Source organism: Flavobacterium mesophilum (assembly GCF_039581405.1).
GTDB lineage: Bacteria > Bacteroidota > Bacteroidia > Flavobacteriales > Flavobacteriaceae > Flavobacterium.
Map to the genome: position 1 here is coordinate 101,315 of NZ_JBCPXZ010000004.1, position 25,873 is coordinate 127,187.

Genomic DNA, 25,873 nt, shown 5'->3' on the forward strand with positions numbered 1-25,873 from the left:
TTTTGATTTTATTTTTGTTGACTCCTAAAAAAATTAGTTTCAAAAAAACCGACATTTCCAACATTATCAGTCACTTCGATTTTTAAATTATTTTCACCCTCAAGCAGTAAAGCGTCTTCAAAAGTATGCGTAATTTTTCTAGTTTTATTATCATATTCAAACAAAATCCAATTTCCATTTAAATAGCCATTATACGACTTAATGCCCGACAAAGAATCGCTTATTGTAAATTGTATTTTCTTCACATCGCTAATCCATTTGTCTTGAATTGGTTTAGCAATCGAAATTTTTGGCGCAATCGTATCCAAGACTAAACCAAATTGTCCTAAAGTTTTTGATTTTGCTGTAAAAACATCTTCTTTTCGGGAAGTTGCATTATAGCCATTACCTCTTCCGATGTAAAGCTTATCTCGCAAAGCCTCCGGATAAGTATCATCTTTAATCGTAATCGTGAAATTTGAATGCACTGGAACAACATCATCATGAATGTATATTTTGTTGTTTTTTACATCAAAATTCAAATTAAAATCTTCATAAAAAGTACCTGCCGGAAAAAACACAGACATGTTATCTTTTTCAAAATTGGTGTCTTTATTATATCTCACAAAATATTTTGACGTAATTGGTTCTGCCGGAATAAGTGGTGTTTCGGCATCATATTCAATTGGAACCGTAATCGAATTCATATTCCCGTTATAATCTGAAACCTCAATTCTGTATGCTGAAGCTAAATTAGGCTGCGCCGAAATTATCCCTCTAACAGAATCGGTTTTAATAATACTCAAAGCATATGGCGTTTTCATAAAAAGTTTTTGAACACGCTGGCTTGACTTTTTATATCTTGGATAATCAATAAAGGCATTTACAAATCGCATTTCATCAAATGAATACGTATTAAACTGATAATTATAATTCTGATTTCCGTTTAAAAAAGTCGAGACATTAAAAACGCCATTTTTATTATTAGAAACATCATCGGTATCAACAGCATTAATTCCGAAACCAATTTTTCCATTTGTTTTGACTTTTCCTGCCAAATAAGTTCCATCTTTCTGCAAAGACAGATTAAGCATTAACGGCTGTTTTGATTGATTGACTACAGAGTTGTACAGAGGATAAACATACAAACTGGATAAAGTAGGCTTTTTGGTATCTTTTATATTTTGGTCAAAGCCAAAAAACATTGGGTTAATTATAAATTCCGATTTCGTATCACGAATTTCAAAATGCAAGTGAGGGCCTTCAGAAGATCCTGTATTTCCAGAAAGCGCAATCAATTGTCCTTTGGTTACTGGCAATTCATCAGGTTTTGGAAACATTTCAATTTCAAAAGCCTTTTCTTTATAGTGTGTTTTTTGAATATAATCCTGAACAGGGCCAACTGCAGTTTGCAAATGCCCATAAACAGAGGTATACCCATTTGGGTGTGTTATATAAATGCATTTTCCATTGCCAAAAGTCGAAATCTTGATTCTTGAAATATATCCATCACCCACAGCATATACATTCAACCCTTCTCTTTGATTCGTTTTTAAGTCAAAACCAGCATGAAAATGATTTGGCCTTAACTCTCCAAAATTCCCAGAAAGTTGCATCGGAATGTCAAGTGGGGCGCGAAAATAATCTTTAGGATACGGGCTTTGAGCAAAAATAAAATGACTAAATAATAAGGTGAATAGCGTAAATCTCATAAACAACATTTTTGCTAAGATAAAAAAATATGAAGCCAAAACCGAGTATTTAGCTACAAAAATACAATTAACTGAATTTCATTTAATTGCCTATTTTAACTACAAAAAAATCGATAAAAAATTGCATTAATAAAAAGGAATACTAACTTTGTATGATTAAGTAATGAATAGGATTTATAATGAGTGTAATTGCCGAAATAATTGATACTCTTGAATATAAAGTCGAGAAGCTTTTTGAAAAGTCAAAAGGTTTGGAGAAGAACAATCAGGATTTACAATTAGAACTAGCCAAAGCTGTGCAAATTATCCAGAAACAATCTGAAGAAATTGAAGCTTTGAAAAAGCAATATGATACACTTAAAATAGCCAATTCGTTGCTCGGCAGCGACAATAACAAGAGAGAGACAAAGCTTAAAATAAATTCATTAATTCGCGAAATTGATTACTGTATAGCGCAACTATCAGATTAGTAAAAACATGGACGGAAAGCTTAGAATCAAAATATCAATTGCAGACCGCGTTTACCCTTTAACGGTTGAACCTGCTCAAGAAGAAGGACTTAGGAGTGCTTCTAAAAAAATTGATACGATGATCAAGCAATTCGAAGAAAATTACGCAGTTCGTGACAAACAAGATGTATTAGCTATGTGTGCATTGCAATTTGCATCACAAGTGGAACAAAAACAAATTGATAACGCAATCGATGGAGAAGAAACCATTGAACGAATTAAAAAATTAAATTCGCTATTAGATCAATATCTCGAAAAATAAACGTTCTTTACAGAAACTAAGATACTGCCTACATTAGTTCACAATTGGTAAACTCAACACTAACAATTTAGAATGAGCAAATCGTCGCTACTATAGTATGCCCTCCTTTTGGCTGGGAAACTTGAACAGTGAGTTAGCTCAAAACTTGTCTTTACGAGTTTATACAAGCAATTAATGTAGGCTTTTTTTATATATAAACCCTAACAAACATGAACATCATAACGATCATTATTGGTATTGTAGGAATTGCAGCAGGTTTTGCAATTGCTAAAATCATCGAGAAAAGCAATATTTCTAATCTAATCAAAAACGCTAAAAAAGAAGCTGCTTCAATTTTGAAAGATGCTAATTTAGAAGCTGAAAATATTAAAAAAGATAAAATTCTTCAAGCAAAAGAACGTTTTATCGAATTAAAATCAGAACACGAACAAGTTATTTTAGCGCGTGACAAAAAAGTTGCTGAAGTAGAAAAACGCGTGCGCGATAAAGAATCTCAGGTTTCGAATGAACTTTCGAAAGCTAAAAAAGTGAATGATGATTTTGAGTCTAAAACTCAAGAGTACAACAACAAAATTGAGCTTTTAGACAAAAAACAAGCTGAAGTTGACAAACTTCACAAAAGCCAATTGCAACAACTTGAGGTAATCTCAGGACTTTCTGCTGAAGAAGCAAAAGAACAATTAGTTGAAGGTTTAAAAGCTGAAGCTAAAAGCAAAGCTATGTCTCATATTCAAGACACTATTGAAGAGGCTAAACTTACTGCGCAACAAGAAGCTAAAAAAATCATCATCAATACAATTCAACGAGTTGGAACTGAAGAAGCAGTTGAAAATTGCGTTTCTGTATTCAACATTGAATCTGATGATGTAAAAGGTAGAATTATTGGACGTGAGGGACGTAACATTAGAGCTTTAGAATCAGCTACTGGTGTAGAAATTATTGTTGATGATACTCCGGAAGCTATTATTCTTTCTTGTTTTGATCCTGTTAGAAGAGAAATCGCTCGTTTGTCATTGCATAAATTAGTAACTGACGGACGTATTCACCCAGCGAGAATTGAAGAAGTTGTTGCTAAAACAGCAAAACAAATCGATGATGAAATTATCGAAGTTGGAAAACGTACTGTAATCGACTTAGGAATCCACGGATTACACCCTGAATTGATTAAAGTGGTTGGAAGAATGAAATACCGTTCATCTTACGGACAAAACTTGTTACAGCACTCAAGAGAGGTTTCTAAACTTTGCGGTATCATGGCAGCGGAGTTAGGCTTAAACGTTAAACTTGCAAAAAGAGCTGGTTTATTACACGATATTGGTAAGGTGCCAGATACAGAAAGTGATTTGCCACACGCACTTTTAGGGATGCAGTGGGCAGAAAAATATGGTGAGAAAGAAGAAGTATGTAATGCGATTGGAGCACACCACGATGAGATTGAAATGAAATCATTATTATCTCCAATTATTCAAGTTTGTGATGCTATTTCTGGAGCTCGTCCTGGAGCAAGACGCCAAGTTCTTGATTCATACATTCAGCGTTTGAAAGACCTTGAAGATGTTGCTTACGGATTCAGCGGTGTGAAAAATGCTTACGCAATTCAAGCCGGTAGAGAGCTTCGTGTAATTGTAGAAAGCGAAAAAGTTTCTGATGATAATGCCGCAAACCTATCATTTGAAATTTCTCAAAAAATCCAAACAGAAATGACTTATCCAGGTCAAGTAAAAGTAACTGTAATTAGAGAAACAAGAGCAGTAAACATTGCGAAATAATTCTCTGTTTAAATAAACAAAAAAGGCTATCTGAAAATGATAGCCTTTTTTTATTTTTAGATAAACCGAAATTTATAAATCACCAAATATAATTTTAAAACTTGTCCCAACTCCTACTTCACTTTCAACACAAATTGTCCCTTTCATCGCTTCGATTTGATTTCGCGTAATATAAAGGCCAATTCCGCGCGCATCTTCATGCTTATGAAACGTTTTATACATTCCGAACAAAAGATCGCCGTGAACCGCTAAATCAATCCCCAGACCATTATCTGTAATTTTTAATGACTTATGACCTTCGGGCTCAATCGCAAAATCAAAAACAATCAAAGGATCACGATCAGGATGCCCATATTTTATAGCATTTGTGGTAAAATTGAGCAAAACACTTTCCAAATAAGCTGGATTAAAATTAATGGTCAAATAGTTCGGGACATTATTTACAATTGTCACATTCTTGCGTTTATCATAGCCTTTAATTGCCGAAATAGTCTTTTCTATATATTCGCATAATTTCAAAGGAACGACAGCAATATTGATATTGCTTTGTGTTTTTACAATTTGAGTCAAATTCGAAATCGTATCATTCAAATCATTCGAAACAGTCCTCAAATGAATCAGCATTTCACTCACGGTTTGTTTGTCAACATCGGCATCAATAAAATCCAATATTGATTTTATATTGCCTGCCTGTGTATTCAAATTATGCGAAACGATGTGCGAAAAATTCAGCAATCGGCTATTTTGATCGCTATATAATTTCATTGTTTTTAGCAACTCAAGCTCTTTTTCTTTTTGCTGCGAAACATCAGTATGAGTTCCAATTACACGCAAAGGCTTGCCGTTTTCATCACGTTTGATAACCTTTCCACGATCTAGAATCCATTTATAATTACCGCTTGACGTCATTACACGATGGTAATTCTCGTAATACGGAATCTTGTTGTCGAAATGCTCATGAATATCCGAATAATATTTTGGAAGATCATCTGGATGAACAATTTTGTCCCAACGTTCTGGATCGTCAAAAATATCTGTTGATTCTAATTCCAATATTTTCAGGGAAAGAGAAGAATAAAAAACTTGGTTGGTCACCATATCCCAATCCCAAATTCCAACTGTCGAAGCATCTAAAGCAAACTGAAATCGTTCTTCAGAAATACGCAACCTTTCTTCTTTATCTTTTAAATCGGTGATATCTGAAACATGTCCAAAAAAACTCACGCTACCATCTGGCGATAATTCAGTTTTTGAAGATACTTTAAACCAGCGAAGTCCTTTTTTAGGCAAAACAGCTCTAAACTCAATTTCCCATGGCTTGATTTCTTTTCGCGCTTTAACTAATGATTGAAAAAACAAATCTCTATCCTGCGGAAAAATTCTTTCGTAGACGATTAACTTAATGTCATTGGTAAATTCTTTTGCTGAAATCTCAAAAATATCATCAGCTGATTTGCTGACAAGAGGAAAGGAATAATTATTATTGTTATCGATTACAAATTGAAAAAGTAAATCAGGCATTTCAGCCAATAATTTTTTATAAAAATTATTTACCTCAAGACAGTCTTCATTTCCATATAAATCAAAAACCATACAATAACATTTATGCAAATTAGGTCTATTTTACCCTAAAAAACGAAAAACATGCAGTTCGTCGATTTTATTTGCTTTTAATAGAAATTATCATACAATATATTAATTTTTGAAATAAAAATTAACTTTAGATTGAAAAAATTACTTTCGTGGATGGAAAGTATGCATCACTTCTTTTAAGAAACTTCGATCTAAATGCACATAAATTTCGGTTGTTGTAATCGATTCATGACCCAACATTAATTGGATCGATCTTAAATCGGCTCCATTTTCTAAAAGATGAGTTGCAAAAGAATGACGCAATGTGTGTGGACTGATATTTTTATGCAAACCTACTTTTACTGCTAGATCTTTTATAATGGTAAAAATCATTGCACGCGTAAGTTGATTTCCTCTTCGGTTTAAAAATAGAGTATCTTCATGACCTTTTTTAATATTAAGATCAGGACGAACTTCATCTTTATAAATTTCAATATATTTTTTTGTCAATTTTCCAATGGGAACAAAACGTTCTTTATTTCCTTTTCCAGTAATCTTTATAAAACCTTCATCGAAATACAAATCGGATATTTTAAGTGTCGTTAATTCTGATACCCGAAGACCGCATCCATACAAAGTTTCCAAAATTGCTCTATTACGTTCTCCTTCATTGGAACTTAAATCAATTGCCGCAATCAAAGCATCAATTTCTTCAACTAATAACGTGTCTGGCAATTTTCGCCCCGTTTTTGGGCTTTCAATTAACTCAAGAGGATTATCATTTCGATAATCTTCAAAAATCAAATAATTAAAAAAGCTTTTCAATCCAGAAATAATTCTGGCTTGCGAGCGCGGATTTACTTCTTTCGCTACCGAATAAATAAACTGTTGCAAAGTTTCATCTGAAATTTTCACCGGCGAAACATCTATTTTATTTTGTTCCAAAAAAAGACATAATCGCTCAATATCAAAACCATAGTTTTCGATTGTATTTTTAGATAATCCTCTCTCAATTCGCAAATACGATTGATAATCTTTTATATATCGGTTCCAATTCATAAATACAAAGTAAATACTTTTTAGATATAAAAAAACCTTCCTCAGAATTCGGAAGGTTTTTACAATTATCAAATATTCAATTTAATTTATACCCTACAGCCAAAGAAAATACGTTGCTTTTAATTTTATAATTATTATCACCAATATTATAATCCAATGCATTTGACAAACCTAAGTTATAGCGAAGATCTACAGAGCAGTACTCCAGAAAATTATAGCCAATACCAAAATTCAAACCAAAATCAACAGTTTTGACATGATCTGTAATGTTTATACCATTTTCTTTAGCCTGCATTAAAAAACCAATTTGCGGACCAGCTTGAACGCTTAATCCTTGTGTAACAAAATATTTAGCCAAAATTGGCAAATTCAAATAGCTTAATTTAATTTCATTATCGTATGCTATATCATCCATTATAAATTTATTTCTCACTCCGTGAGTTGAGTAAAAAAGTTCAGGTTGGATCCCAAAATTCTCCTCCATTTTAATTTCCGAAAAAACACCAATCTGATACCCAATTAAATTTTTATTTTCATTAAAATCAGCGTTATTTGGAAAATTAACACCTGCTTTAATTCCTAATCTACTCCCAGTTCCTTGAGCATTTGCAAAACCAAAGACTATAATTGCAAGAGCAGATAAAATAATTTTCTTCATTCTAATTTGATTTTTTTGTTTGGTTAAATTAATTATCCAAATATAAAAATATACCTACTAAAGATTCATTTTTAAATTAATAAATAAAGTAGTACTATAAATGCAAAAACCTTCCTGAGAATTAGGAAGGTTTAAAAAAATAGGATGTTTTTTGATTAGAATTTATATCCTACAGATAATGAGAAAACACCGTTGTGAAGTTTAGTGTCATCCCCAGCATCTGTTTTTGCAATATTTGCTAATCCTAAATTATATCTTAATCCTGCATTAAAATGATCTGTAAAATCATATCCAGCACCAAAGTTTAAGCCAAAATCAATTGATTCAAAAGCATCTTTAACATCCATTTCATTTGAACCGCTAAATCCTTCAACTGTAGTTTTAGTTTTTGCAGAAGTTAAAAATCCAATCTGTGGACCTGCTTCAACATTAAATTTATCAGCAACATAATATTTAAACATTACTGGAACATTTATGTATGACAAGTTAAAACATACATCTGCTGTGTAGATTACGTCACCAATTTCTTCTTGTTGATTGTCTGCTTTTGCACCTTGAGTTGAATATAAAAGCTCTGGTTGGATTGCGAATTTATCAGATAATTTAATTTCTACGAATCCTCCAACATTAAAACCTGCTTTAGATTTCAAATTTACGCCTTCAGTATCTCCTGAAAAATTTGAAAGGTTCAAGCCTCCTTTTACACCGTACTTCACTTCTTGAGCATTCGCAAATCCAAATGCCATAACTGCAACTGCAGATAAAATAATTTTCTTCATTTTTTAGATTTTTTATTGTTTTGGTAGTTTAAATTTCGTGCAAAAGCCTTTCGTTGTTAACGAAAGGCCGTGCTATATTTATTATGTTTTATTAGAATTTATATCCTACAGATACTGAGAAAACACCATTAGTAGTTTTAAAGTCAGCTTCGTCTGGAACATCAGCAATGTTTGACAAACCTACATTATAACGAACTCCAGCGAAAAAATGCTCTGTGAAATCGTAACCAGCTCCAAAATTAAGACCGAAATCTACACTTTTGAAAGAATCTTTTACGTCTTCATCTTCATTTTTAGCAGATAATAAAAATCCAATTTGCGGACCTGCCTCAAGACTTAACTTATCGATTACGTAGTACTTCGCCATAATTGGAAGGTTTAAATAAGAAAGTTTCAATGTTGAGTCAAAACCACCTTCTCCAAAATCAGATCCTTGACCAGAATACAATAGCTCAGGTTGTACTGCGAATTTATCAGTTAGTTTGATTTCTGCTAAAGCACCAACATGAAAGCTTGTTACACCATCGCCATCTGCGTCACCGCCTAAATTAGCAAAGTTCAAACCTCCTTTTACTCCAAATTTTACGTCTTGAGCATTCGCAAATCCAAATGCCATAACTGCAACTGCAGATAAAATAATTTTTTTCATTACAATTTTTTTGGTTAAAATTTATGAGTCAAATATAGACGCAACATAACGAAAAACATTACGGAAAAACGTAAAAGCATAATTACTTCATGATTTTTTTTAAAAATTTGATTGAAATTAACATTCCTTTTACTTTAAATTTAACTTCTCGAGCACTAACAAATCCAGCAAAAGCTTATGAACATGCTTTTTTATTCTTTAGATTTTTTTTGATCAAATTATTTAACAAAAAAATAATACAACACGAAATAAAAAAAGCCTCCCTACAAAAGGAGGCTTTAAAAAGATATTTTTTTATATATTATTTATTGAATTTATATGCCAAAGTTAAAGCAAAAACGCTGTTTTTTGGACTATCATAATATTCATCAATAGTATCAACATTATTGTCTAAAATGTTAGCCAAACCAACTGTATAACGAGCTCCAACTGAGAAATTATCTGTAAAATTATATCCAACTCCAAAATTAAAACCTGTATCAACAGATTTGAAATTATCTTTTACATCATCGCCTTCATTTTTAGCAGACACTAAAAAACCAAGTTGCGGACCTGCTTCTGCAGTAAATTGTTTTGTAATATAAAACTTAGCCAAAACCGGAACATTGATATAATTCAATTTAATGTCTGAATCACTGTTTCCAACGTCAATTCTTGCTCCTTGAGCAGAAAATAATACCTCTGGCTGAATTGATAATCTGTCGATAATTTTAATTTCGGCAAAACCTCCAATTTGGTAGCCAACAAGAGACTTAGCATCCCAATAGTCTCCACCAGCAAAACTTGTAATATTTAAACCTCCTTTAATTCCAAATCTAGTTTCCTGAGCATTACTAAATGCAAAAGCCATTACTGCAATGGCAGATAAAATAATTTTTTTCATTCTAATTTGTTTTGGGTTATAATTAATTAGGTCAAATATAAATATATACCTATTAAAAATAAAATAGATTTTTAATAAAAAAAATAGTACCGTTTGTATAGCAAAAAAAACCTTCCTCAATTATGAGGAAGGTTAACAAAAACAAATTAACTAAATATTTAATTTTAGAAGTGCAATGCAAATCCGATATTTAATTGGAATACATCTTTTCCATAATCGTCGTTCATAGAAATGTTGTAACGAAGTCCTGGCTCAATAGAAATATTTTTCCCAACAAACCAAGCATAACCACCTTGTATACCAATAAAAGATGGATTTTCATCTGCGTCTTTTATGCTTGCTCCCGTATAAGAAGCTTCAAGAGGAAATTTATTTAATAAATAATATTTCGCTCCAACTTTATAAGAGAATGCATTTATACTATGCCCCATGTCAGCATAACCAAGCCCAGCTTTAACAGCTAAATTATCTGCAATAAAATAACCAGCTTCTCCTCCTAAACCCCACTGTGTTTCTCCATCAGAAGATGATAATTGAAAACTTGTGTTTCCTACGTTAACAGCACCAAAACCAGTATTAGCTTCAATCAACCATTTCCCTTTTGCTGTTTGCTCTTGTGCATTTGCAAATCCGAATGCCATAACTGCAATAGCAGCCAAAATAATCTTTTTCATAATGAATTTTATTTAATTACAATATTCAAAAGTAAAAATATGGCTACAAAAAAAATTGCACTATACGGTAAGAAAATATCAGAATAAGGCAAATTCAAAGCTTTACCAAAAATTACTAGTATTCAAGCAATTGAGGAAACATAACGTCTTCAGAGGTATATAAAGTGAGAATTTTAATATTTTTTTTTAGTTTGATATAAAACAATAAAATCTAAATAATGTAGTTTTGATTGGATAAATAACATATAAATACCAATTTTTAAAAACATTTTTTATGAAGAAATTATTTTTAGCAGCTGTTATGTTCATGATGGCATCAACTGCAATACACGCACAATTATTAAAAATCGGGGTAAAAGCTGGGGTTAACTTTGCAAATCAGCATGGTGATGCTAGTTTTGATGGAATTTCTGTTGACAAAGAAGGCTTGACAAGCTATCATGCGGGTTTAGTAGCAGAAGTTAAATTGTTAGAAAAATTCTCAATTCAGCCAGAGCTATTATATTCAACTCAAGGAGCAACTTATAAAAATGCTGTTGATGAATTTAAAAATGAACTTGGTTATTTATCTATACCGGTAATGGCTAAATTTTACATGACTAAGTCTTTAAGTTTAGAAGTTGGTCCGCAAGCTTCATTTTTATTAAGCAACAAAAAAGAATTTGACGTTCAGGATCCAAAAACTTTTGACTTTGCAGTTAACGCCGGACTTGGTTTAAAAATTACTGAAGGTCTTTTTGTTCAAGCGCGCTATGGTTTAGGACTAACAGAAGTTTCAACTCATGCAGATCTTAAAAACTCAGTATTCCAGCTTTCAGCAGGATTCATGTTCTAAAAAGAATATCACATACTTTTATAAAAACCGTTCTATTTATTTAGAACGGTTTTTTTATTTTTACAAAGTACAATGACAATTGCAAAAATCAATTGCAATATCAAAATTTGAAATCTAAAACAATAACATTAAATATGAAAATCTGCATTATCAACGGACCCAATTTGAATCTTTTAGGAAAAAGAGAACCAGAAGTTTACGGAAGCCAAACTTTTGAAGATTATTTTGAAACGTTGAAATCAAAATTTCCAAATATTGAACTTTCTTATTACCAAAGCAATATTGAAGGCGAGTTAATTGGAAAAATCCAAGAATGTGGTTTTACATTCGACGGAATTATCTTAAACGCAGGCGCTTACACACATACTTCTATAGGCTTGGGCGATGCTATGAAAGCCGTTACAACTCCAGTAATTGAAGTTCATATTTCTAATACGTACGCTAGAGAAAGTTTTAGACATCAATCGTATTTGTCTGGAAATGCCAAAGGAGTGATTTTAGGTTTCGGCCTTAAAAGTTATGAATTGGCTATTCAATCTTTTTTATAAAAATAACTAAGCGAAGTCAAAGCTTGTTTAAAAGGCTTCGACTTCGCTTAGCCTGACATTTGGCATTTTTACGTTTTACATTTTATTTTTGACTTTCGACTTTTGTCTTTTGACTTTCGACTTCACTTTTTTAACAAATTATTAATACCCTCAGATTCAAGTTATTCTATTTTTGTAAGATAAACCACTTACATGAGAAACTTTATTTTATCTGCCCTTTTATTTTTTTCATTTTCTGCCTTTGCCCAAATCAAAGGAACTATCACCGATGAAAAAGGAAATCCGTTGCCTTTTGTTTCTGTTTTTGAAGAAAACACTTATGTTGGAACCACTTCAAACGAACAAGGAAAATATCAACTAAATGTAAAAGAGCCCGGTAAAAACAAAATCATTTTTCAATATCTAGGTTTTAAAACGCAAAAGCTTGCGGTATCTTCAGATTCAAAAACGATCATTCTTGATGTCAAAATGCTTGAGGAAAGTTTTGCTTTGAATGAAGTTGTCATTGATCCTAAAAACAATCCCGCTGACGCCATCATAAAAAGTGCGATTGCAAATAAAAAAGACAATTCAGATAAAACAGGTCGCTACACAGCCGATTTTTATTCGAAAGGAATGTTCAAAGTAAAAGATTTACCCAAAAAAATCTTAGGCCAAAAAGTAGAACTCGGCGACGATATGGCTTCTAATTTAGATTCAACCGGAACAGGAATTTTGTATTTATCGGAAACCGTATCAAAAATTTCATTTGAAAAACCTGATAAATTAAAGGAGAAAATAATCGCTTCTAAAATCTCTGGAAATAACCGTGGATACAGTTACAACACTGCCGCATTATCAACTTATGACTTTTATGATAATACTTTAGATTTCGACATTAAACTCATTTCTCCGATTGCAGACAATGCTTTCAGTTATTATAAATACAAACTTGAAGGGACTTTTTTTGATGACAACAATCATCAGATCAATAAAATTAAAGTTACGCCAAAACGAGACAAAGAACCCGTTTTTGAAGGTTACATTTATATTATTGACGATAGTTTTGCCATTTATGCGATTGACTTAGACATCAAAGGCTACCGAATGAAAAATGAATTTACCGAAACAATGAACTTAAAACAAAGTTTCAGCTATAATTCGGCGAATAAAATATGGTCAAAAAATGCACAATCGCTTTCCTTTAACGCGGGCGTTTTCGGAATTAAATTCTCTGGAACATTTAATTATGTCTATTCCAATTATGAATTTCCAGTGTCATTCGACAAGAAGACTTTTGGCAATGAAATCGTGGCATTTGAACCGAATGCAAATAAAAAAGATGAGGCTTTCTGGAGCCAAATTCGTCCAATTCCTTTAACCATTGAAGAAAGTACTGATTATACTAAAAAAGATAGCTTGCTGACCATTAGAAAATCAAGAAAATATACTGATTCCATCGATGCAAAAAACAATAAATTCAAAGTTTGGGATATCCTAATGGGGTATGATTACAAAAATACTTTCAAAAGCTATTCTTTCAATTATAAAGGTTTATTAAACTTGAGTTCTTTAAGTTTTAATACGGTTCAAGGCTTCAATTTGGATTCTGGTTTCTCTTTCAGAAAATGGAATGAGGAAAAAGGAAAAAGCACTTTTATAAGCACAACTTTCAATTACGGCTTTTCAGATGATCGTTTGCGTGTTATAGGCGAATTCAGTCATCGCTTCAATACCATAAATTATGCTTCGGTTTATATTTCGGGAGGAACAAAAACAATGCAATTCAACAACGCACAACCGATTACAAATTTTGTCAATTCGATAAGTTCTTTATTTTTCAAAGACAATTATATGAAGCTGTACAATTTGGAATTTGCACAAATCAACTACGGTCAAGATGTTGCAAACGGGATAAATTTGAATGCAAAAATTGCCTACGAACAGCGAAAACCGCTTTTTAATACAACAGATTATTCGTTCTTTAAACAAGACGATGTTTATTCATCTAATAATCCATTAGCACCAAATGATTTCACCACGCCGGCATTCGATCAACATCATTTATTTAAGACTGCTTTAAGCGCAAGAATTAATTTTGGAAATAAATACATTTCGAGACCAAACGAAAGATTCAATGTCAAAAATGAAAAATATCCAACGGTCTATTTAATTTTTGAAAAAGCTTTTGCTGCAAGCGAGAAAAAATACGAATTTGAGCGACTTGGAGCTTCCGTTCAATATGATTTATCTTTAGGAAACAAAGGAATTCTTGGAACAAATTTCAGAGCTGGAAAATTCTATAATGCCGAAAATATTGCTTTTATGGATTATAGACATTTTAACGGAAACCAAACCCATATTGGCACAACAGACCGTTATTTGAATGTTTTCAACTTAATGCCATATTACACAAATTCTACAAACGACAGTTATTTTGAAATGCATTTGGAGCACAATGACATGGGATTTGTAACCAATAAAATCCCATTGATCAATCTTTTAAAATCAACTATGAATATTGGGTTTCATGCATTGGCAATTCCAGATAGAAAACCTTATTCAGAATTCACAGTTGGTTTAGACAATTTAGGTTTTGGAAAATTTAAATTATTCCGAATTGATTATGTGCATTCTTACCAAGGTGGCGCACAGCAAAACGGTGTTGTATTTGGGTTGAAGATTTTGAATGTGTTGGATTAAAAAAGGCTCTAAGATGCTAAGATTCTAAGGCCCTAAGTTTTTTTCTTTTATTTCTTTGATCAAAACCAAGACCCTATCTACAATTAAAAAATCCGCTTAAATCTTTATGTCCGGTTTCACGCAGATTTTACAGATTTAAGCGGATTTTTTATTTTGATTTTCTTTGCGTGGGCTTTGACTTCGCTCGGCCTGACAAAAAATATTGATTCTAACGGAAAAACTTAGGATCTTAGTATCTTAGAACCTTAGTACCTTCAACTATAGTCATCTGGCTCAACATGTATCAAAACATGTCCAAGTTCTGGGATTTCTTTTCTTAAAGTATCTTTTAATAAATGTGCTAAATCGTGCCCTTCTTTCACCGAAATTTTTGCAGAAACAATCGCATGCAGATCCACATGGTATTTCATTCCTGCTTTACGTATAAAGCATTTTTCCGTCCCAAGAATTCCTGGAACCAATAAAGCTTTTACGCGAATTTCTTCAACTAAATCTTCATTAAGGTTTTCATCCATAATTTCGCCAAGCGCGGGTCTGAAAATTTTATAGCTATTATATAAGATGAAAAACGCAGCAAAAAGTGCCGCCCAATCATCTGCTGATTCGTAACCTTTTCCCATTACAAGCGCAATCGAAATTCCGATGAAAGCGGCAACAGAAGTTATCGCGTCACTACGGTGGTGCCAAGCATCAGCAGCGAGAGATGTACTATTCGTCTGCTTGCTTCGCTTCATTACCAAACGAAATGAATATTCTTTCCAGACAATAATAGCTCCAAGCACATACAAAGTCCAAGATTTAGGCAAATCGTGTGAAGTTCCGATATTCGAGATACTTTCATAACCAATAATAGTTGCCGAAGTAATTAAAAATCCAACAACTAAAAAAGTAATTAGAGGTTCTGCACGTCCATGCCCATAGGGGTGATTTTCATCTGCTGGTTTATTCGAATATTTGATTCCGAATAAAACCAAAAAAGAGGCAAATATGTCTGTTGTAGATTCGATTGCATCAGCAATCAAGGCGTAAGAATTGCCAAAAAAACCTGCTAAACCTTTTATCAAGGCTAAGCAGGTATTTCCGGCTATACTAAATATAGTAGCTTTTATAGCTTTTTGTTCGTTTGTCATTTAGACTATTTTTTTCGCCACTCCCGATAGCTATCGGGATCACAAATTACACGAAGATTAGCTTTGTGTTTTAAAAATTAGTGAAATTCGTGGCTAACTTTTTTATGCTCTAACGATTTTAGCACCAATCGCTCTTAAACGCTCGTCGATACGCTCGTATCCACGGTCGATTTGCTCGATATTTTGAATTGTGCTAGTTCCTTTTGCAGAAAGCGCCGCAATCAATAATGAGATTCCCGCACGAATATCTGGAGAAGACATTGTAGTTGCTTTCAATTGAGATTCGAAATTATGTCCCATAACCACAGCTCTGTGCGGATCACATAACATAATTTTAGCTCCCATATCAATTAGTTTATCCACGAAGAACAAACGGCTTTCAAACATTTTTTGGTGAATTAAAACATCGCCTTTTGCTTGTGTTGCTACAACCAAAACAATACTCAATAAGTCAGGCGTAAATCCTGGCCAAGGTGCATCGGCAATAGTTAAGATCGAACCATCGATATCTGTTTTTACTTCATATCCGTCTTTGTGAGCAGGAATATAAATATCGTCGTTACGTTTTTCGATTGTAATACCTAATTTTCTGAAAGTATTCGGAATCAAACCTAAATTTTCCCAGCTTACATTTTTGATTGTAATTTCGCTTTTTGTCATAGCCGCAAGACCAATCCAAGAACCAATTTCGATCATATCTGGCAAAATTCTGTGCTCACATCCACCAAGGCTTTCAACTCCTTCGATAGTCAATAAGTTAGAACCAACTCCAGTGATTTTTGCTCCCATAGAGTTCAACATTTTACATAACTGTTGCAAGTAAGGCTCACAAGCAGCGTTGTAAACAGTTGTTGTTCCTTTTGCTAAAACCGCAGCCATTACAATGTTTGCAGTTCCTGTTACAGAAGCCTCGTCTAAAAGCATATCTGTTCCAGTCAATCCTTCTGCTGGAGATTCAACCCCATAAAAGTGATCTTCTCTGTTGTATCTGAATTTTGCACCAAGGTTGATGAAACCTTCAAAGTGTGTATCTAATCTACGACGACCAATTTTATCTCCTCCTGGTTTTGGAATATATCCTTTCCCGAAACGAGCTAAAAGCGGTCCAACAATCATAATAGAACCACGAAGCGCTCCTCCTTCTTTCTTGAAAGCTTCTGTTTCTAAATATCCAACATTAACCTCATCAGCCTGAAAAGTGATTGAACCTGGCTCATTGCGTTGAATTTTCACACCTAAATTACCCAACAAAGTGATTAATTTATTGATGTCTATAATATCAGGAATGTTATTAATTTTCACTTTCTCTCCTGTTAGAAGCACGGCACATAAAATTTGTAATGCCTCATTTTTTGCTCCTTGCGGAGTGATTTCTCCTTTTAAAGGAGTTCCTCCTTCGATTTTAAAAATTCCCATAGATTTTTTTTAGGTTCTAAGGTTCTAAGGTTCTAAGGTTCTGAGCTAAAATCTTAGCATCTTAGTCCCTTAGCATCTTAGTTCCTTTTTTATTTCTGATTATTGTTTTTTTGAAAAGTCTTTTTTTGACCTCCTTTATTATTTTTATTGTTTTGTGTTTTTGCTTGTCCGCCAGAAGCTGTTTTGTTTGAGACACGTTTGTTGGTGCGCATCAAATCTGTTGTGTTCAAAAGCTCTTCTGTACTGTGCAACAAATTGATTTTCCCTCCCGATAGTTCGTACAAATGTTCAAAAATCACATCGTCTTTTACCGTGTCTTTATTCCAGCTCAAGAATGATTTTTTCATGTGATTTGCAATCACCATCACAAGAGCGTTTTTCATTTCGCCTTCTTCCCATTTATTGGCAACATCAATCATATATTTAATGTTGTTTCCATAAAATCTGTATTTTGGAAAGTTCTGCGGATATTGCAAAGTCTCTGGTTTTAACTGCAAAACATCTCGCGACGGAATTGGATATGGCGATTCGACATTCAATTTAAAATCAGACATGATAAAAAGCTGATCCCATAATTTATGTTGAAAATCGGGCACATCACGCAAATGCGGATTCAAGCTTCCCATTACCTGAATGATGTATTTCGCAGCTTTATTGCGCGTTTCATCATCTTCAATAGCAGTTGCCTGATCAATCAATTTTTGCAAATGACGACCATACTCAGGAATAATTAATCGTTGCCTTTCAGAATTGTATTCCAAATTGTAAACAACGTCGCTCGCGGCTTCTCTTTTATATTTTTCGATCATAAGTTTATAATGAAACTATACCTTCAATAGTAGAAACTTCTTTGTATTTACTGATAACATCATCAGAGCTGTGCATGGTAACATCTACAGAAACGCTGGTAAACTTACCTGTTTTTGATTTTGTTGTTTTAATAACTGCCCCCATTCTGTCAAAAGCTTTTTCAACTCGCTCTACATTATCTGCAACAGACGGCACAATAAATTTGTATAAATATTCTGCTGGCCAGGTGTTTGCATTATCAAGCTCCAATTTTAATCTTTCGTAAAACTCGGCCGTATTTTTTTCGTTATCGTTCTCCATTCGTAATTAAAAATAAACGCAAATATACGTTTTTGATTTCAGATTTATGATTTTAGATTTTAGATTTTTTGACTCTAAAAATCAAGGTATTTTTTTGCCACGAATTACACTAATTAACACAAATTACTCAACCCTAAAATTCAATTTCCCAAATTTTAATTAACTTGGCAAATCAAAAAAAATAAAAATTAGCGAAATTCGTGGAATCCGTGGCAAAAAACTTTGCGACTCTGCAACTTTGCGAGATTAAAAACACAATCACAATGAAAAAAATCATCTTCTTACTTTTTACATTCTTCACTTTTTATAACAGCAATGCTCAAGAAGTCAAAACCATGACTTATTTCCAAAACGACACTTTAAAACTGGATTTAGATTTATATCTGCCAAAGAAAAAATCAAATGAAAAAATTCCGTTGATCATGTTTGCTTTTGGCGGAGGATTTTCTGGCGGAGAACGCACGAGCGAAAAAGAATTTGCAATGTTTATGGCACAAAACGGATATGCCGTTGCAAGCATTTCTTATAGCCTGTATATGAAAGGAAAAGATTTTGGTTGCAAAGGAACTTTGACTGAAAAAATTAAAGCAATTCAGATTGGCGTTAGCGATATGTGGCAAGCAACAGGCTATTTAATCGAAAATGCCGATAAATACAATCTTGACACTTCAAAAATCTTTATTTCGGGAATTAGTGCTGGAGCAGAAATCAGCTACCATGCTACTTTTTGGGATTATAAATTGATGAATCTTTACAAAAGCAACCTTCCTGCAAACTTTAAATACAAAGGTTTGATTGGAGGTTCTGGCGCGATACAAGACATTAATTTGATCACGAAAGAAAAAGCAATTCCGATGTTATTGGCACATGGAAATAGTGACGAAACGGTTCCTTATGCCGCAGGTTCGCATCGTTCTTGCCCAACAAATGCTTCGGGTTGGTTGATTCTTTTCGGATCTTATGCGGTTTACAACCAAATGAATGATTTGCACAAAGATGTTGAACTGATTACTTTCTGCGGAGGTGGGCATGAATTTTCGGGCTATCTTTTTCACCAAGGACAACAATATGTTTTGGATTTTGTAAATGATGTTTTAAAAGGAAAAAGATTTCAATCGCATTTGATTATTCCTTCTGATAAAAAGGGGAAGGATTCTGGGAAGTATTTGTTTTGTGAGTAATTTTAGATAAAGATGAAGATGATATTTGAAAAAAAATAAAGGCTTAAAAAAATGAAACTACAACTCATAACTTTCTTATTGTTTTTTAACTTTTTTCAATACAATACGGAAAATATCAAAAAAATCAAGACAGAAAAAACAGCACAAATTATTGCTTCAAATAAGTATCATTTTGGGGGAAGCATGAATTTCGAATTCTATTCTGACAGCACTTATACATTCATTCACATTAAAAATCATCCTATTAACAACAAAAAAGAAAAATTTGAAGGCTCTTGTTTCTTTAAAAATGACACTCTTTACTTTAAGCCAACAAACTTTAGTTTTAATGAAAGCAAAAAAGCAGTAATTAAGAATAATTTTATCGAATTTATAGACGGCAAATCTCCCCTAAAAATTGAAATTACTAAAAATCTATTTCAAACAAAAAGCAAATTAGATCTTAAAAAATACAACGACTATACGTTTTTTACTTTTGATCCAAAATTTTATGAAATCTATTTTGATTACAAGCCTAATACCATAAAACCATACGATTTGAATCAAGAAGAACTAATTGAGACAGATCAAATTTTAAAAAAATGTTTTTCTAAGAATGCTTTATTACTAAAAAAAATAAATCAATATGTAAAACAATGTATTGTAATCATAAACGACAAGCAAGAAATAGAAGTTCTGATTAACTGTTATTGCAAAGATTCTTATATTGAAACAGAATATAAATATTCATTAATTGATATGAGCGATGGTGGAAACTGCAATGTTAGCGTAAGAATCAATTTAACCAAACATAATTATTCTAAGTTATACATAGCCGGAGAAGCTTAGCATTTTTTTTATCTCTAAAATTGCTTGAGCGGAGCAAAATATTTATGGCTAATTCAATTTATGAAAATTAAAAGCTGCAGTGATTTAATTATGTAAAATGCCAAATTTTTCGCTTCTGACAAATATTCTTTTTAATTATGAATAAGTTTAGGTAAATTTGCCCTTTATTTTTAGAATAGTGCAAAAAGAAATCATAGTTCTCCTTGGCGGTCCTGGTACAGGAAAATCTACGCTGATAAACGAATTAGTAGCTCGTGGCTACTGCTGTTACCCTGAAATTTCTAGAGAAGTTACTCTCGAAGCCCAAAAAAGAGGCGTCGAGCAATTGTTCCTTGAACAACCTTTATTGTTCAGCGAAATGTTGCTTGAAGGCCGTATTCAACAGTTTAAAAATGCCAAAGAAGAACCTGATAATGTAGTTTTTATTGATCGCGGAATTCCTGATGTTGTGGCTTATATGGATTATATTGGCGATGAATATCCAGAGCATTTCACGAAAGCTTGCGAGGATTACAAATATTCTAAAACTTTTATTTTACCGCCTTGGGAAGAAATTTATCAGAGCGATACAGAGCGTTATGAAAATTTTGAACAAGCAGTGGAAATTCAAAATCATCTTGTTGAAACCTATAAGAAATACGGTTACAATTTGATTGAAGTTCCAAAAGATACGGTTGAAAACAGAATTCTTTATATCTTAGATAAAATTTAGTGGCGGGTTTAAAGTTGCAAAACTAGAAACTGATTTCTAAATTTTTAACTTTAACACATTGGCCATGCAGGAAGCACAAGAGATTCTTTTAAAATACTGGAAACATGAAAGTTTCCGACCTTTGCAGAAAGAAATTATTGATTCGGTTTTAGAGGGTCAAGATACTTTTGCGCTTTTGCCGACTGGTGGCGGAAAATCGATTTGTTTTCAGGTTCCCGCCATGATGCGCGAGGGAATTTGCTTGGTAATTTCGCCTTTGATTGCTTTGATGAAAGATCAAGTGGCAAACTTGCAAAAAAGAGACATTAAAGCCATTGCACTTACCGGAGGAATTCACACCGAAGAAATTATTGATCTTTTAGATAATTGCCAATTCGGGAATTATAAATTCTTATATCTTTCGCCAGAACGATTGCAATCGGACTGGATTTTGGAACGCATCAAAAATCTTCCTATCAATTTGATTGCTATTGATGAGGCGCATTGCGTTTCACAATGGGGACATGATTTCAGACCAGCGTATTTAAAAATTTCCGAACTAAAAAAATTCTTTCCTAAAATTCCGTTTTTGGCTTTAACGGCAACTGCAACTCCAAGAGTTGTTGAAGACATCAAAACCGAATTAGGATTAAAAGACACGCAACTCTTTCAAAAATCTTTTGAACGAAAAAATATCGCATACATGGTTTTTGAAGTTGAAGACAAATTGTATCGCGTGGAGCAGATTTTGAAGAAAAATCCGCAACCTTCTATCATATATGTGCGAAATAGAAAATCGTGCTTGAATATGTCGACCCAATTACAATCTTTAGGTTTTCGAGCAACCTATTATCACGGCGGACTTTCATCTCAAGAAAAAGACAAAAACATGCAATTGTGGATGTCTGAACAAGCGCAGGTTATTGTAGCCACAAATGCGTTTGGGATGGGAATCGACAAAGACAATGTAAAAACGGTTATTCATACACAGTTGCCTGAAAACTTAGAAAATTATTATCAGGAATCTGGAAGAGCGGGACGAAATGGAGAAAAAGCATTTTCGGTCTTACTTTATAATAATTCGGATGCAACACAAACCGAACAGCAGTTTATCAACATCTTGCCCGATAAAAAATTCTTGAAAACCATGTACATCAAGTTGTGCAATTATTTTCAGATTGCATACGGAGAAGGTTTGGACGATTCATATTCTTTTAAAATGAATCATTTCTGCAACAAATACGATTTCCCAACTTTAAAAACGTATAACGCTTTGCAGTTTTTGAATCAGCAGGGAATTATTACGATGTCTCAGGAATTTTCAGAAAAAGTGACGATGCAGTTTCTGATTGAATCAAAAGAAGTGATTCGGTACATGAGTTTGAATCCAAATGATGAAGAAATTCTTTTGGCGATTTTAAGAACTTATCCGGGAATTCATGAAATGAAAACACCGCTGAATCTTTCGTTGATTGCAAAAAAATCAAATCACACCGAAGAACAGGTTACTACACTTTTGGAAAAATTAAAAGAAAAGGAAATCATCGAATATAAATCCAAAAATAACGATGCTACCATTTTATTTAATGAAGTTCGAGAAGATGATTTGACGATAAATAGGGTTTCGAAATATTTGGAAAAGCAAAACAAACTGAAACGCGATCAGCTTTCGTCTGTACTTTATTATATTAAGGAAGACAAAACTTGCAAGAACAGGTTGGTTTTGGATTATTTTGGAGAAGAAACAAATGAAAATTGCGGCGTTTGTTCTTATTGTATTACTCAAAAAGGAAAAATCACGGAAGCCGATTCGATTGCTGATAAAATTCTGCACTTATTAAAAGCAACTGCCTTAACTTCGCGCGAAATTCAAAACCAAATAAAGCTAGACGCAAATGATGTTATAGAAGTCATTCAAGAACTTCTAGAAAACAATCATATTGTGATACTGGCAAACAACAAATACACTTTAAAAACATAATGGAAAAATTACGAATCATATTTATGGGAACTCCAGAATTTGCTGTTGGCATTTTGGATACCATTATCAAAAACGATTATGAAGTTGTTGGCGTTATTACTGCGGCTGACAAACCTGCAGGACGTGGACAAAAAATAAAATATTCAGCTGTTAAAGAATATGCACTTGAAAATAATCTTCCTTTATTGCAACCAACCAATTTAAAAGATGAAACTTTCTTGGCTGAATTAAAAGCTTTGAATGCAAATCTTCAGATTGTTGTTGCATTTAGAATGTTGCCAAAAGTAGTTTGGGAAATGCCAAGTCTCGGAACTTTTAATCTTCATGCTTCTTTACTGCCAAATTATCGCGGTGCAGCGCCAATTAACTGGGCAATTATTAATGGAGAAACGAAAACAGGTGTTACCACTTTCTTTATTGATGATAAAATCGATACGGGCGCGATGATTCTAAATTCGGAAATTGCGATTGAACCGACCGAAAATGCCGGACAACTTCACGACCGATTAATGCACCTTGGAAGCACAACTGTTATTGACACTTTAAAAGTTATTGAAGCCGGAAATGTAACTACTACAATTCAAGAAGACAATGACGACATCAAAACTGCTTACAAACTAAATAAAGAAAACTGCAAAATCGATTGGACAAAATCGGGTAAAGAAATCAATGATCTGATTCGTGGTTTGAGTCCGTATCCTGCAGCTTGGTGTTTTTTGAAAGACAAAAATGAAGAACTGAACATTAAAATATATGATGCAAAACTTACGTCAGAAGCGCATTCATATGAATCTGGAAAACTGATTAGCACTAAAAAAGAAATAAAAATTGCAGTGAAAGATGGCTTTATCCAACTTTTAAGCTTGCAATTTCCAGGAAAAAAGAGAATGCAGGCGGCGGAATTGCTGAACGGCATCACTTTTTCTGATGATGCAAAGATGTATTAAGCTCAGTAAAACAGGGGTTTCTACCTGATTTTCATCGATGAACAACATGCTTTATGAACAAAAAAAGCAAGTTATTAACAATTATTGCTAAAATTAAAGAAAACACTTGCACGCAACGGATTTCCTACTAAATTTGTGTATTAACAATTTTTTTTAACCAACAATTAATAACTAATTATTATGAACAAATCAGAATTAATCGATGCTATCGCTGCTGATGCAGGAATCACAAAAGCTGCGGCAAAATTAGCTTTAGAGTCATTTTTAGGAAATGTAGGTGCTACTTTGAAAAAAGGTGGAAGAATTTCTTTAGTAGGTTTTGGATCTTGGTCAGTATCATCTAGAGCTGCAAGAGATGGTAGAAATCCTCAAACAGGAAAAACTATCAAAATTGCTGCTAAAAATGTAGTAAAATTCAAAGCAGGTGCTGAATTAGAAGGTGCAGTGAACTAAGTAAGAAAGTTCTCTAAACTTATAATATAATCAAAACCCTCCTCATGGAGGGTTTTTTTGTGCGGTTTAACGATTTTATTTGGGATTTTAATTTTTTTATGACTAAATTTAATAAAAATTGTAGCCGTATGATTTCAGAAAAATTAAAAAAAGGACACCTGCTTATTGCCGAGCCTTCAATAATTGGAGATTTATCTTTTAACAGATCGGTAATTTTATTAGCAGACCATAACAAAGAAGGATCAATAGGATTCATCATTAATAAACCTTTAAAATACACTATTAATGATCTGATACCGGAAATTGATGCCAACTTTAAAATATACAACGGAGGCCCTGTAGAGCAGGACAATCTATATTTCATTCACAATATTCCTGAGCTGATCCCGAATAGTGTCGAGATTTCTAATGGAATTTATTGGGGAGGTGATTTTGAATCCACGAAGGACTTAATAAACGACGGATCTATTAGCAAAAATAACATTCGTTTTTTCTTAGGCTATACCGGCTGGGATGAAAATCAGCTTGAAAATGAAATGCAGGGAAACTCCTGGATCATCGCCGATAATAATTACAAAAACAAAATTATCGGAAAATCAACCACTCATTTTTGGAAAGAACAAATAATTGAGCTGGGCGGTGATTATCTTATTTGGTCAAATGCACCTGAAAATCCGTATCTGAATTAATTTTCAGATATGGATTCATTTAGCTTCTGCACTAATAAATGAGCCAGATTGCTTGTAAACTCTTTTTTTCGATACTTAGTAATCGGCTGTACGCCTGTGATTACATTTGTCAAGAATAATTCATCTGCTTTTTGAAGATCAAACGGTGAAATTATTTCTTCAGAAACTTCTATGCCTTCAACTTTTTTAGCCAAAGCTAAAATCTGTTTGCGCATAATACCATTTAAACAACCTTCAGAAACTGGAGGCGTTACTAATTTCTTGCCCGTAAGCATGAATAAATTGCCCTGTAAGCCCTCAATTACGTTTTTAGTGTCATTGATTAGCAAACAGTTTGCAAGACCGTTTTCGTGCGCAAAAATACTTCCAGTGACATTTATCATCTTATTAGTCGTTTTAATCGACGATAATAATTGTTTGGCCACGTAGAAGTCTTTATACAAATCAACCTCGTATTCGTTCGTATTTAAAACGTAGGCAGTGTTTTCAAGAGGCGTTGCGTTAATTAAATACGAAACATTATTAGTTTGAGGCAAATACAAACCGCCATCATTTCTAAAAACGGTGATTCGCGCTCTTGCTGAAGCTGCAATATTTTTTTGCTGAACCAATTTCAAAACTTGTTCTTCAAAATATTCCATTGTAAAATCCATGGGAATCTCCATTCTAACCACACGCATCGAGGCCATTAGACGAAAATAATGATCTTCCAGAAATAAAATTTTATTGTTTAAAATCTTTACTGTTTCAAAAACGCCATCTCCATATAAAAAAGCACGATTTTGAGTTAGTATATTTTCTTCCTGCGCGATGTTTCCGTTAAAATTGATCATAAAAAAACCCTGAATTTTGTTCAGGGCAAATATAAGGGATAAAA

At 33.1% G+C, this 25,873-nt stretch carries 26 protein-coding genes; 13 read left to right on the forward strand and 13 right to left on the reverse strand.

Features of this window, described 5'->3' with window-relative positions; all coding sequences use genetic code 11:
- Positions 1-8: 8 nt before the first annotated feature.
- The gene (locus AAYQ19_RS13685; protein WP_343536980.1) at positions 9-1,691 is read right to left on the reverse strand and encodes a M23 family metallopeptidase; all 1,683 of its coding nucleotides are present in this window, start codon (positions 1,689-1,691) and stop codon (positions 9-11) included.
- A gap of 179 nt (positions 1,692-1,870) precedes the next feature.
- On the opposite strand from AAYQ19_RS13685, the gene AAYQ19_RS13690 reads away from it, so the two are divergent.
- The 3 genes from AAYQ19_RS13690 (at position 1,871) to rny (ending at position 4,231) form a co-directional block, all read left to right on the forward strand.
- The gene (locus AAYQ19_RS13690) at positions 1,871-2,161 is read left to right on the forward strand and encodes a coiled-coil domain-containing protein (protein WP_133525290.1); all 291 of its coding nucleotides are present in this window, start codon (positions 1,871-1,873) and stop codon (positions 2,159-2,161) included.
- Positions 2,162-2,168: 7 nt separating this feature from the next.
- Positions 2,169-2,462, forward strand: a complete 294-nt coding sequence (locus AAYQ19_RS13695) for a cell division protein ZapA (protein ID WP_132988385.1) — start codon at positions 2,169-2,171, stop codon at positions 2,460-2,462.
- 209 nt (positions 2,463-2,671) lie between these two features.
- Positions 2,672-4,231 carry a ribonuclease Y gene (gene rny / locus AAYQ19_RS13700; RefSeq protein ID WP_343536982.1) on the forward strand — a complete coding sequence of 520 codons (1,560 nt, stop codon included), beginning with the start codon at positions 2,672-2,674 and terminating at the stop codon, positions 4,229-4,231.
- A 72-nt stretch (positions 4,232-4,303) separates the two neighbouring features.
- Here the strand turns inward: rny and AAYQ19_RS13705 are convergent, their stop codons facing one another.
- The 7 genes from AAYQ19_RS13705 to AAYQ19_RS13735 form a co-directional block, all read right to left on the reverse strand.
- Positions 4,304-5,824: a PAS domain-containing sensor histidine kinase gene (locus AAYQ19_RS13705; protein ID WP_343536983.1), complete on the reverse strand. Its 1,521-nt coding sequence runs from the start codon at positions 5,822-5,824 to the stop codon at positions 4,304-4,306.
- Positions 5,825-5,965: 141 nt separating this feature from the next.
- Complete coding sequence (gene xerD, locus AAYQ19_RS13710) at positions 5,966-6,862, reverse strand: site-specific tyrosine recombinase XerD (protein WP_343536984.1); 897 nt, start codon at positions 6,860-6,862, stop codon at positions 5,966-5,968.
- Positions 6,863-6,938: 76 nt separating this feature from the next.
- Positions 6,939-7,520 carry a porin family protein gene (locus AAYQ19_RS13715; protein WP_343536985.1) on the reverse strand — a complete coding sequence of 194 codons (582 nt, stop codon included), beginning with the start codon at positions 7,518-7,520 and terminating at the stop codon, positions 6,939-6,941.
- 155 nt (positions 7,521-7,675) lie between these two features.
- A complete protein-coding gene (locus tag AAYQ19_RS13720; protein WP_343536986.1) occupies positions 7,676-8,299 on the reverse strand; it encodes a porin family protein in 624 nt (207 codons plus the stop codon).
- 91 nt (positions 8,300-8,390) lie between these two features.
- A complete protein-coding gene (locus tag AAYQ19_RS13725) occupies positions 8,391-8,948 on the reverse strand; it encodes a porin family protein (protein ID WP_343536988.1) in 558 nt (185 codons plus the stop codon).
- A 301-nt stretch (positions 8,949-9,249) separates the two neighbouring features.
- Positions 9,250-9,831 (reverse strand): porin family protein, encoded by a 582-nt coding sequence (locus AAYQ19_RS13730; RefSeq protein WP_343536990.1) that lies wholly within the window; start codon positions 9,829-9,831, stop codon positions 9,250-9,252.
- A gap of 164 nt (positions 9,832-9,995) precedes the next feature.
- Positions 9,996-10,505, reverse strand: a complete 510-nt coding sequence (locus AAYQ19_RS13735; protein WP_343536992.1) for a putative outer membrane beta-barrel protein — start codon at positions 10,503-10,505, stop codon at positions 9,996-9,998.
- 274 nt (positions 10,506-10,779) lie between these two features.
- Between AAYQ19_RS13735 and AAYQ19_RS13740 the strand changes: the two genes are divergently transcribed.
- The 3 genes from AAYQ19_RS13740 to AAYQ19_RS13750 all read left to right on the forward strand — a co-directional run bounded on the left by AAYQ19_RS13740 (position 10,780) and on the right by AAYQ19_RS13750 (position 14,570).
- Complete coding sequence (locus tag AAYQ19_RS13740) at positions 10,780-11,340, forward strand: porin family protein (RefSeq protein ID WP_343536993.1); 561 nt, start codon at positions 10,780-10,782, stop codon at positions 11,338-11,340.
- Positions 11,341-11,474: 134 nt separating this feature from the next.
- Positions 11,475-11,888, forward strand: coding sequence for a type II 3-dehydroquinate dehydratase (aroQ, locus tag AAYQ19_RS13745; protein ID WP_343536994.1), 414 nt, complete (start codon positions 11,475-11,477; stop codon positions 11,886-11,888).
- A 192-nt stretch (positions 11,889-12,080) separates the two neighbouring features.
- Positions 12,081-14,570 (forward strand): DUF5686 and carboxypeptidase regulatory-like domain-containing protein, encoded by a 2,490-nt coding sequence (locus AAYQ19_RS13750; protein WP_343536995.1) that lies wholly within the window; start codon positions 12,081-12,083, stop codon positions 14,568-14,570.
- A 254-nt stretch (positions 14,571-14,824) separates the two neighbouring features.
- Here AAYQ19_RS13750 and AAYQ19_RS13755 read toward each other — a convergent pair whose 3' ends face one another.
- The 4 genes from AAYQ19_RS13755 to AAYQ19_RS13770 form a co-directional block, all read right to left on the reverse strand.
- Positions 14,825-15,700 (reverse strand): cation diffusion facilitator family transporter, encoded by an 876-nt coding sequence (locus AAYQ19_RS13755; protein WP_343536997.1) that lies wholly within the window; start codon positions 15,698-15,700, stop codon positions 14,825-14,827.
- 102 nt (positions 15,701-15,802) lie between these two features.
- Positions 15,803-17,116 carry a UDP-N-acetylglucosamine 1-carboxyvinyltransferase gene (gene murA / locus AAYQ19_RS13760; protein ID WP_343536998.1) on the reverse strand — a complete coding sequence of 438 codons (1,314 nt, stop codon included), beginning with the start codon at positions 17,114-17,116 and terminating at the stop codon, positions 15,803-15,805.
- An 89-nt stretch (positions 17,117-17,205) separates the two neighbouring features.
- The gene (locus tag AAYQ19_RS13765) at positions 17,206-17,925 is read right to left on the reverse strand and encodes a DUF4290 domain-containing protein (RefSeq protein ID WP_343536999.1); all 720 of its coding nucleotides are present in this window, start codon (positions 17,923-17,925) and stop codon (positions 17,206-17,208) included.
- A gap of 4 nt (positions 17,926-17,929) precedes the next feature.
- Positions 17,930-18,226: a DUF493 family protein gene (locus tag AAYQ19_RS13770; RefSeq protein ID WP_207294875.1), complete on the reverse strand. Its 297-nt coding sequence runs from the start codon at positions 18,224-18,226 to the stop codon at positions 17,930-17,932.
- A gap of 263 nt (positions 18,227-18,489) precedes the next feature.
- Here AAYQ19_RS13770 and AAYQ19_RS13775 point away from each other — a divergent pair, with 263 nt between their 5' ends.
- The 7 genes from AAYQ19_RS13775 to AAYQ19_RS13805 all read left to right on the forward strand — a co-directional run bounded on the left by AAYQ19_RS13775 (position 18,490) and on the right by AAYQ19_RS13805 (position 24,996).
- Positions 18,490-19,407 (forward strand): alpha/beta hydrolase family protein, encoded by a 918-nt coding sequence (locus tag AAYQ19_RS13775; protein WP_343537004.1) that lies wholly within the window; start codon positions 18,490-18,492, stop codon positions 19,405-19,407.
- Positions 19,408-19,458: 51 nt separating this feature from the next.
- Entirely contained in the window at positions 19,459-20,235 is a 777-nt protein-coding gene (locus tag AAYQ19_RS13780) for a hypothetical protein (protein ID WP_343537005.1), read from the forward strand.
- A gap of 178 nt (positions 20,236-20,413) precedes the next feature.
- Positions 20,414-20,947: an AAA family ATPase gene (locus AAYQ19_RS13785; protein ID WP_343537006.1), complete on the forward strand. Its 534-nt coding sequence runs from the start codon at positions 20,414-20,416 to the stop codon at positions 20,945-20,947.
- 64 nt (positions 20,948-21,011) lie between these two features.
- Positions 21,012-22,907 carry a RecQ family ATP-dependent DNA helicase gene (locus AAYQ19_RS13790; RefSeq protein ID WP_343537007.1) on the forward strand — a complete coding sequence of 632 codons (1,896 nt, stop codon included), beginning with the start codon at positions 21,012-21,014 and terminating at the stop codon, positions 22,905-22,907.
- Positions 22,907-23,854, forward strand: a complete 948-nt coding sequence (fmt, locus tag AAYQ19_RS13795; protein ID WP_343537008.1) for a methionyl-tRNA formyltransferase — start codon at positions 22,907-22,909, stop codon at positions 23,852-23,854. The genes AAYQ19_RS13790 and fmt overlap by 1 nt, the downstream gene beginning before the upstream one ends.
- 180 nt (positions 23,855-24,034) lie before the next feature.
- Positions 24,035-24,307, forward strand: a complete 273-nt coding sequence (locus AAYQ19_RS13800; protein WP_132988368.1) for an HU family DNA-binding protein — start codon at positions 24,035-24,037, stop codon at positions 24,305-24,307.
- A 128-nt stretch (positions 24,308-24,435) separates the two neighbouring features.
- Entirely contained in the window at positions 24,436-24,996 is a 561-nt protein-coding gene (locus AAYQ19_RS13805) for a YqgE/AlgH family protein (protein WP_026727618.1), read from the forward strand.
- Here AAYQ19_RS13805 and AAYQ19_RS13810 read toward each other — a convergent pair.
- Entirely contained in the window at positions 24,993-25,829 is an 837-nt protein-coding gene (locus AAYQ19_RS13810; protein WP_343537010.1) for an aminotransferase class IV, read from the reverse strand. The genes AAYQ19_RS13805 and AAYQ19_RS13810 overlap by 4 nt on opposite strands.
- Positions 25,830-25,873 lie beyond the last annotated feature (44 nt).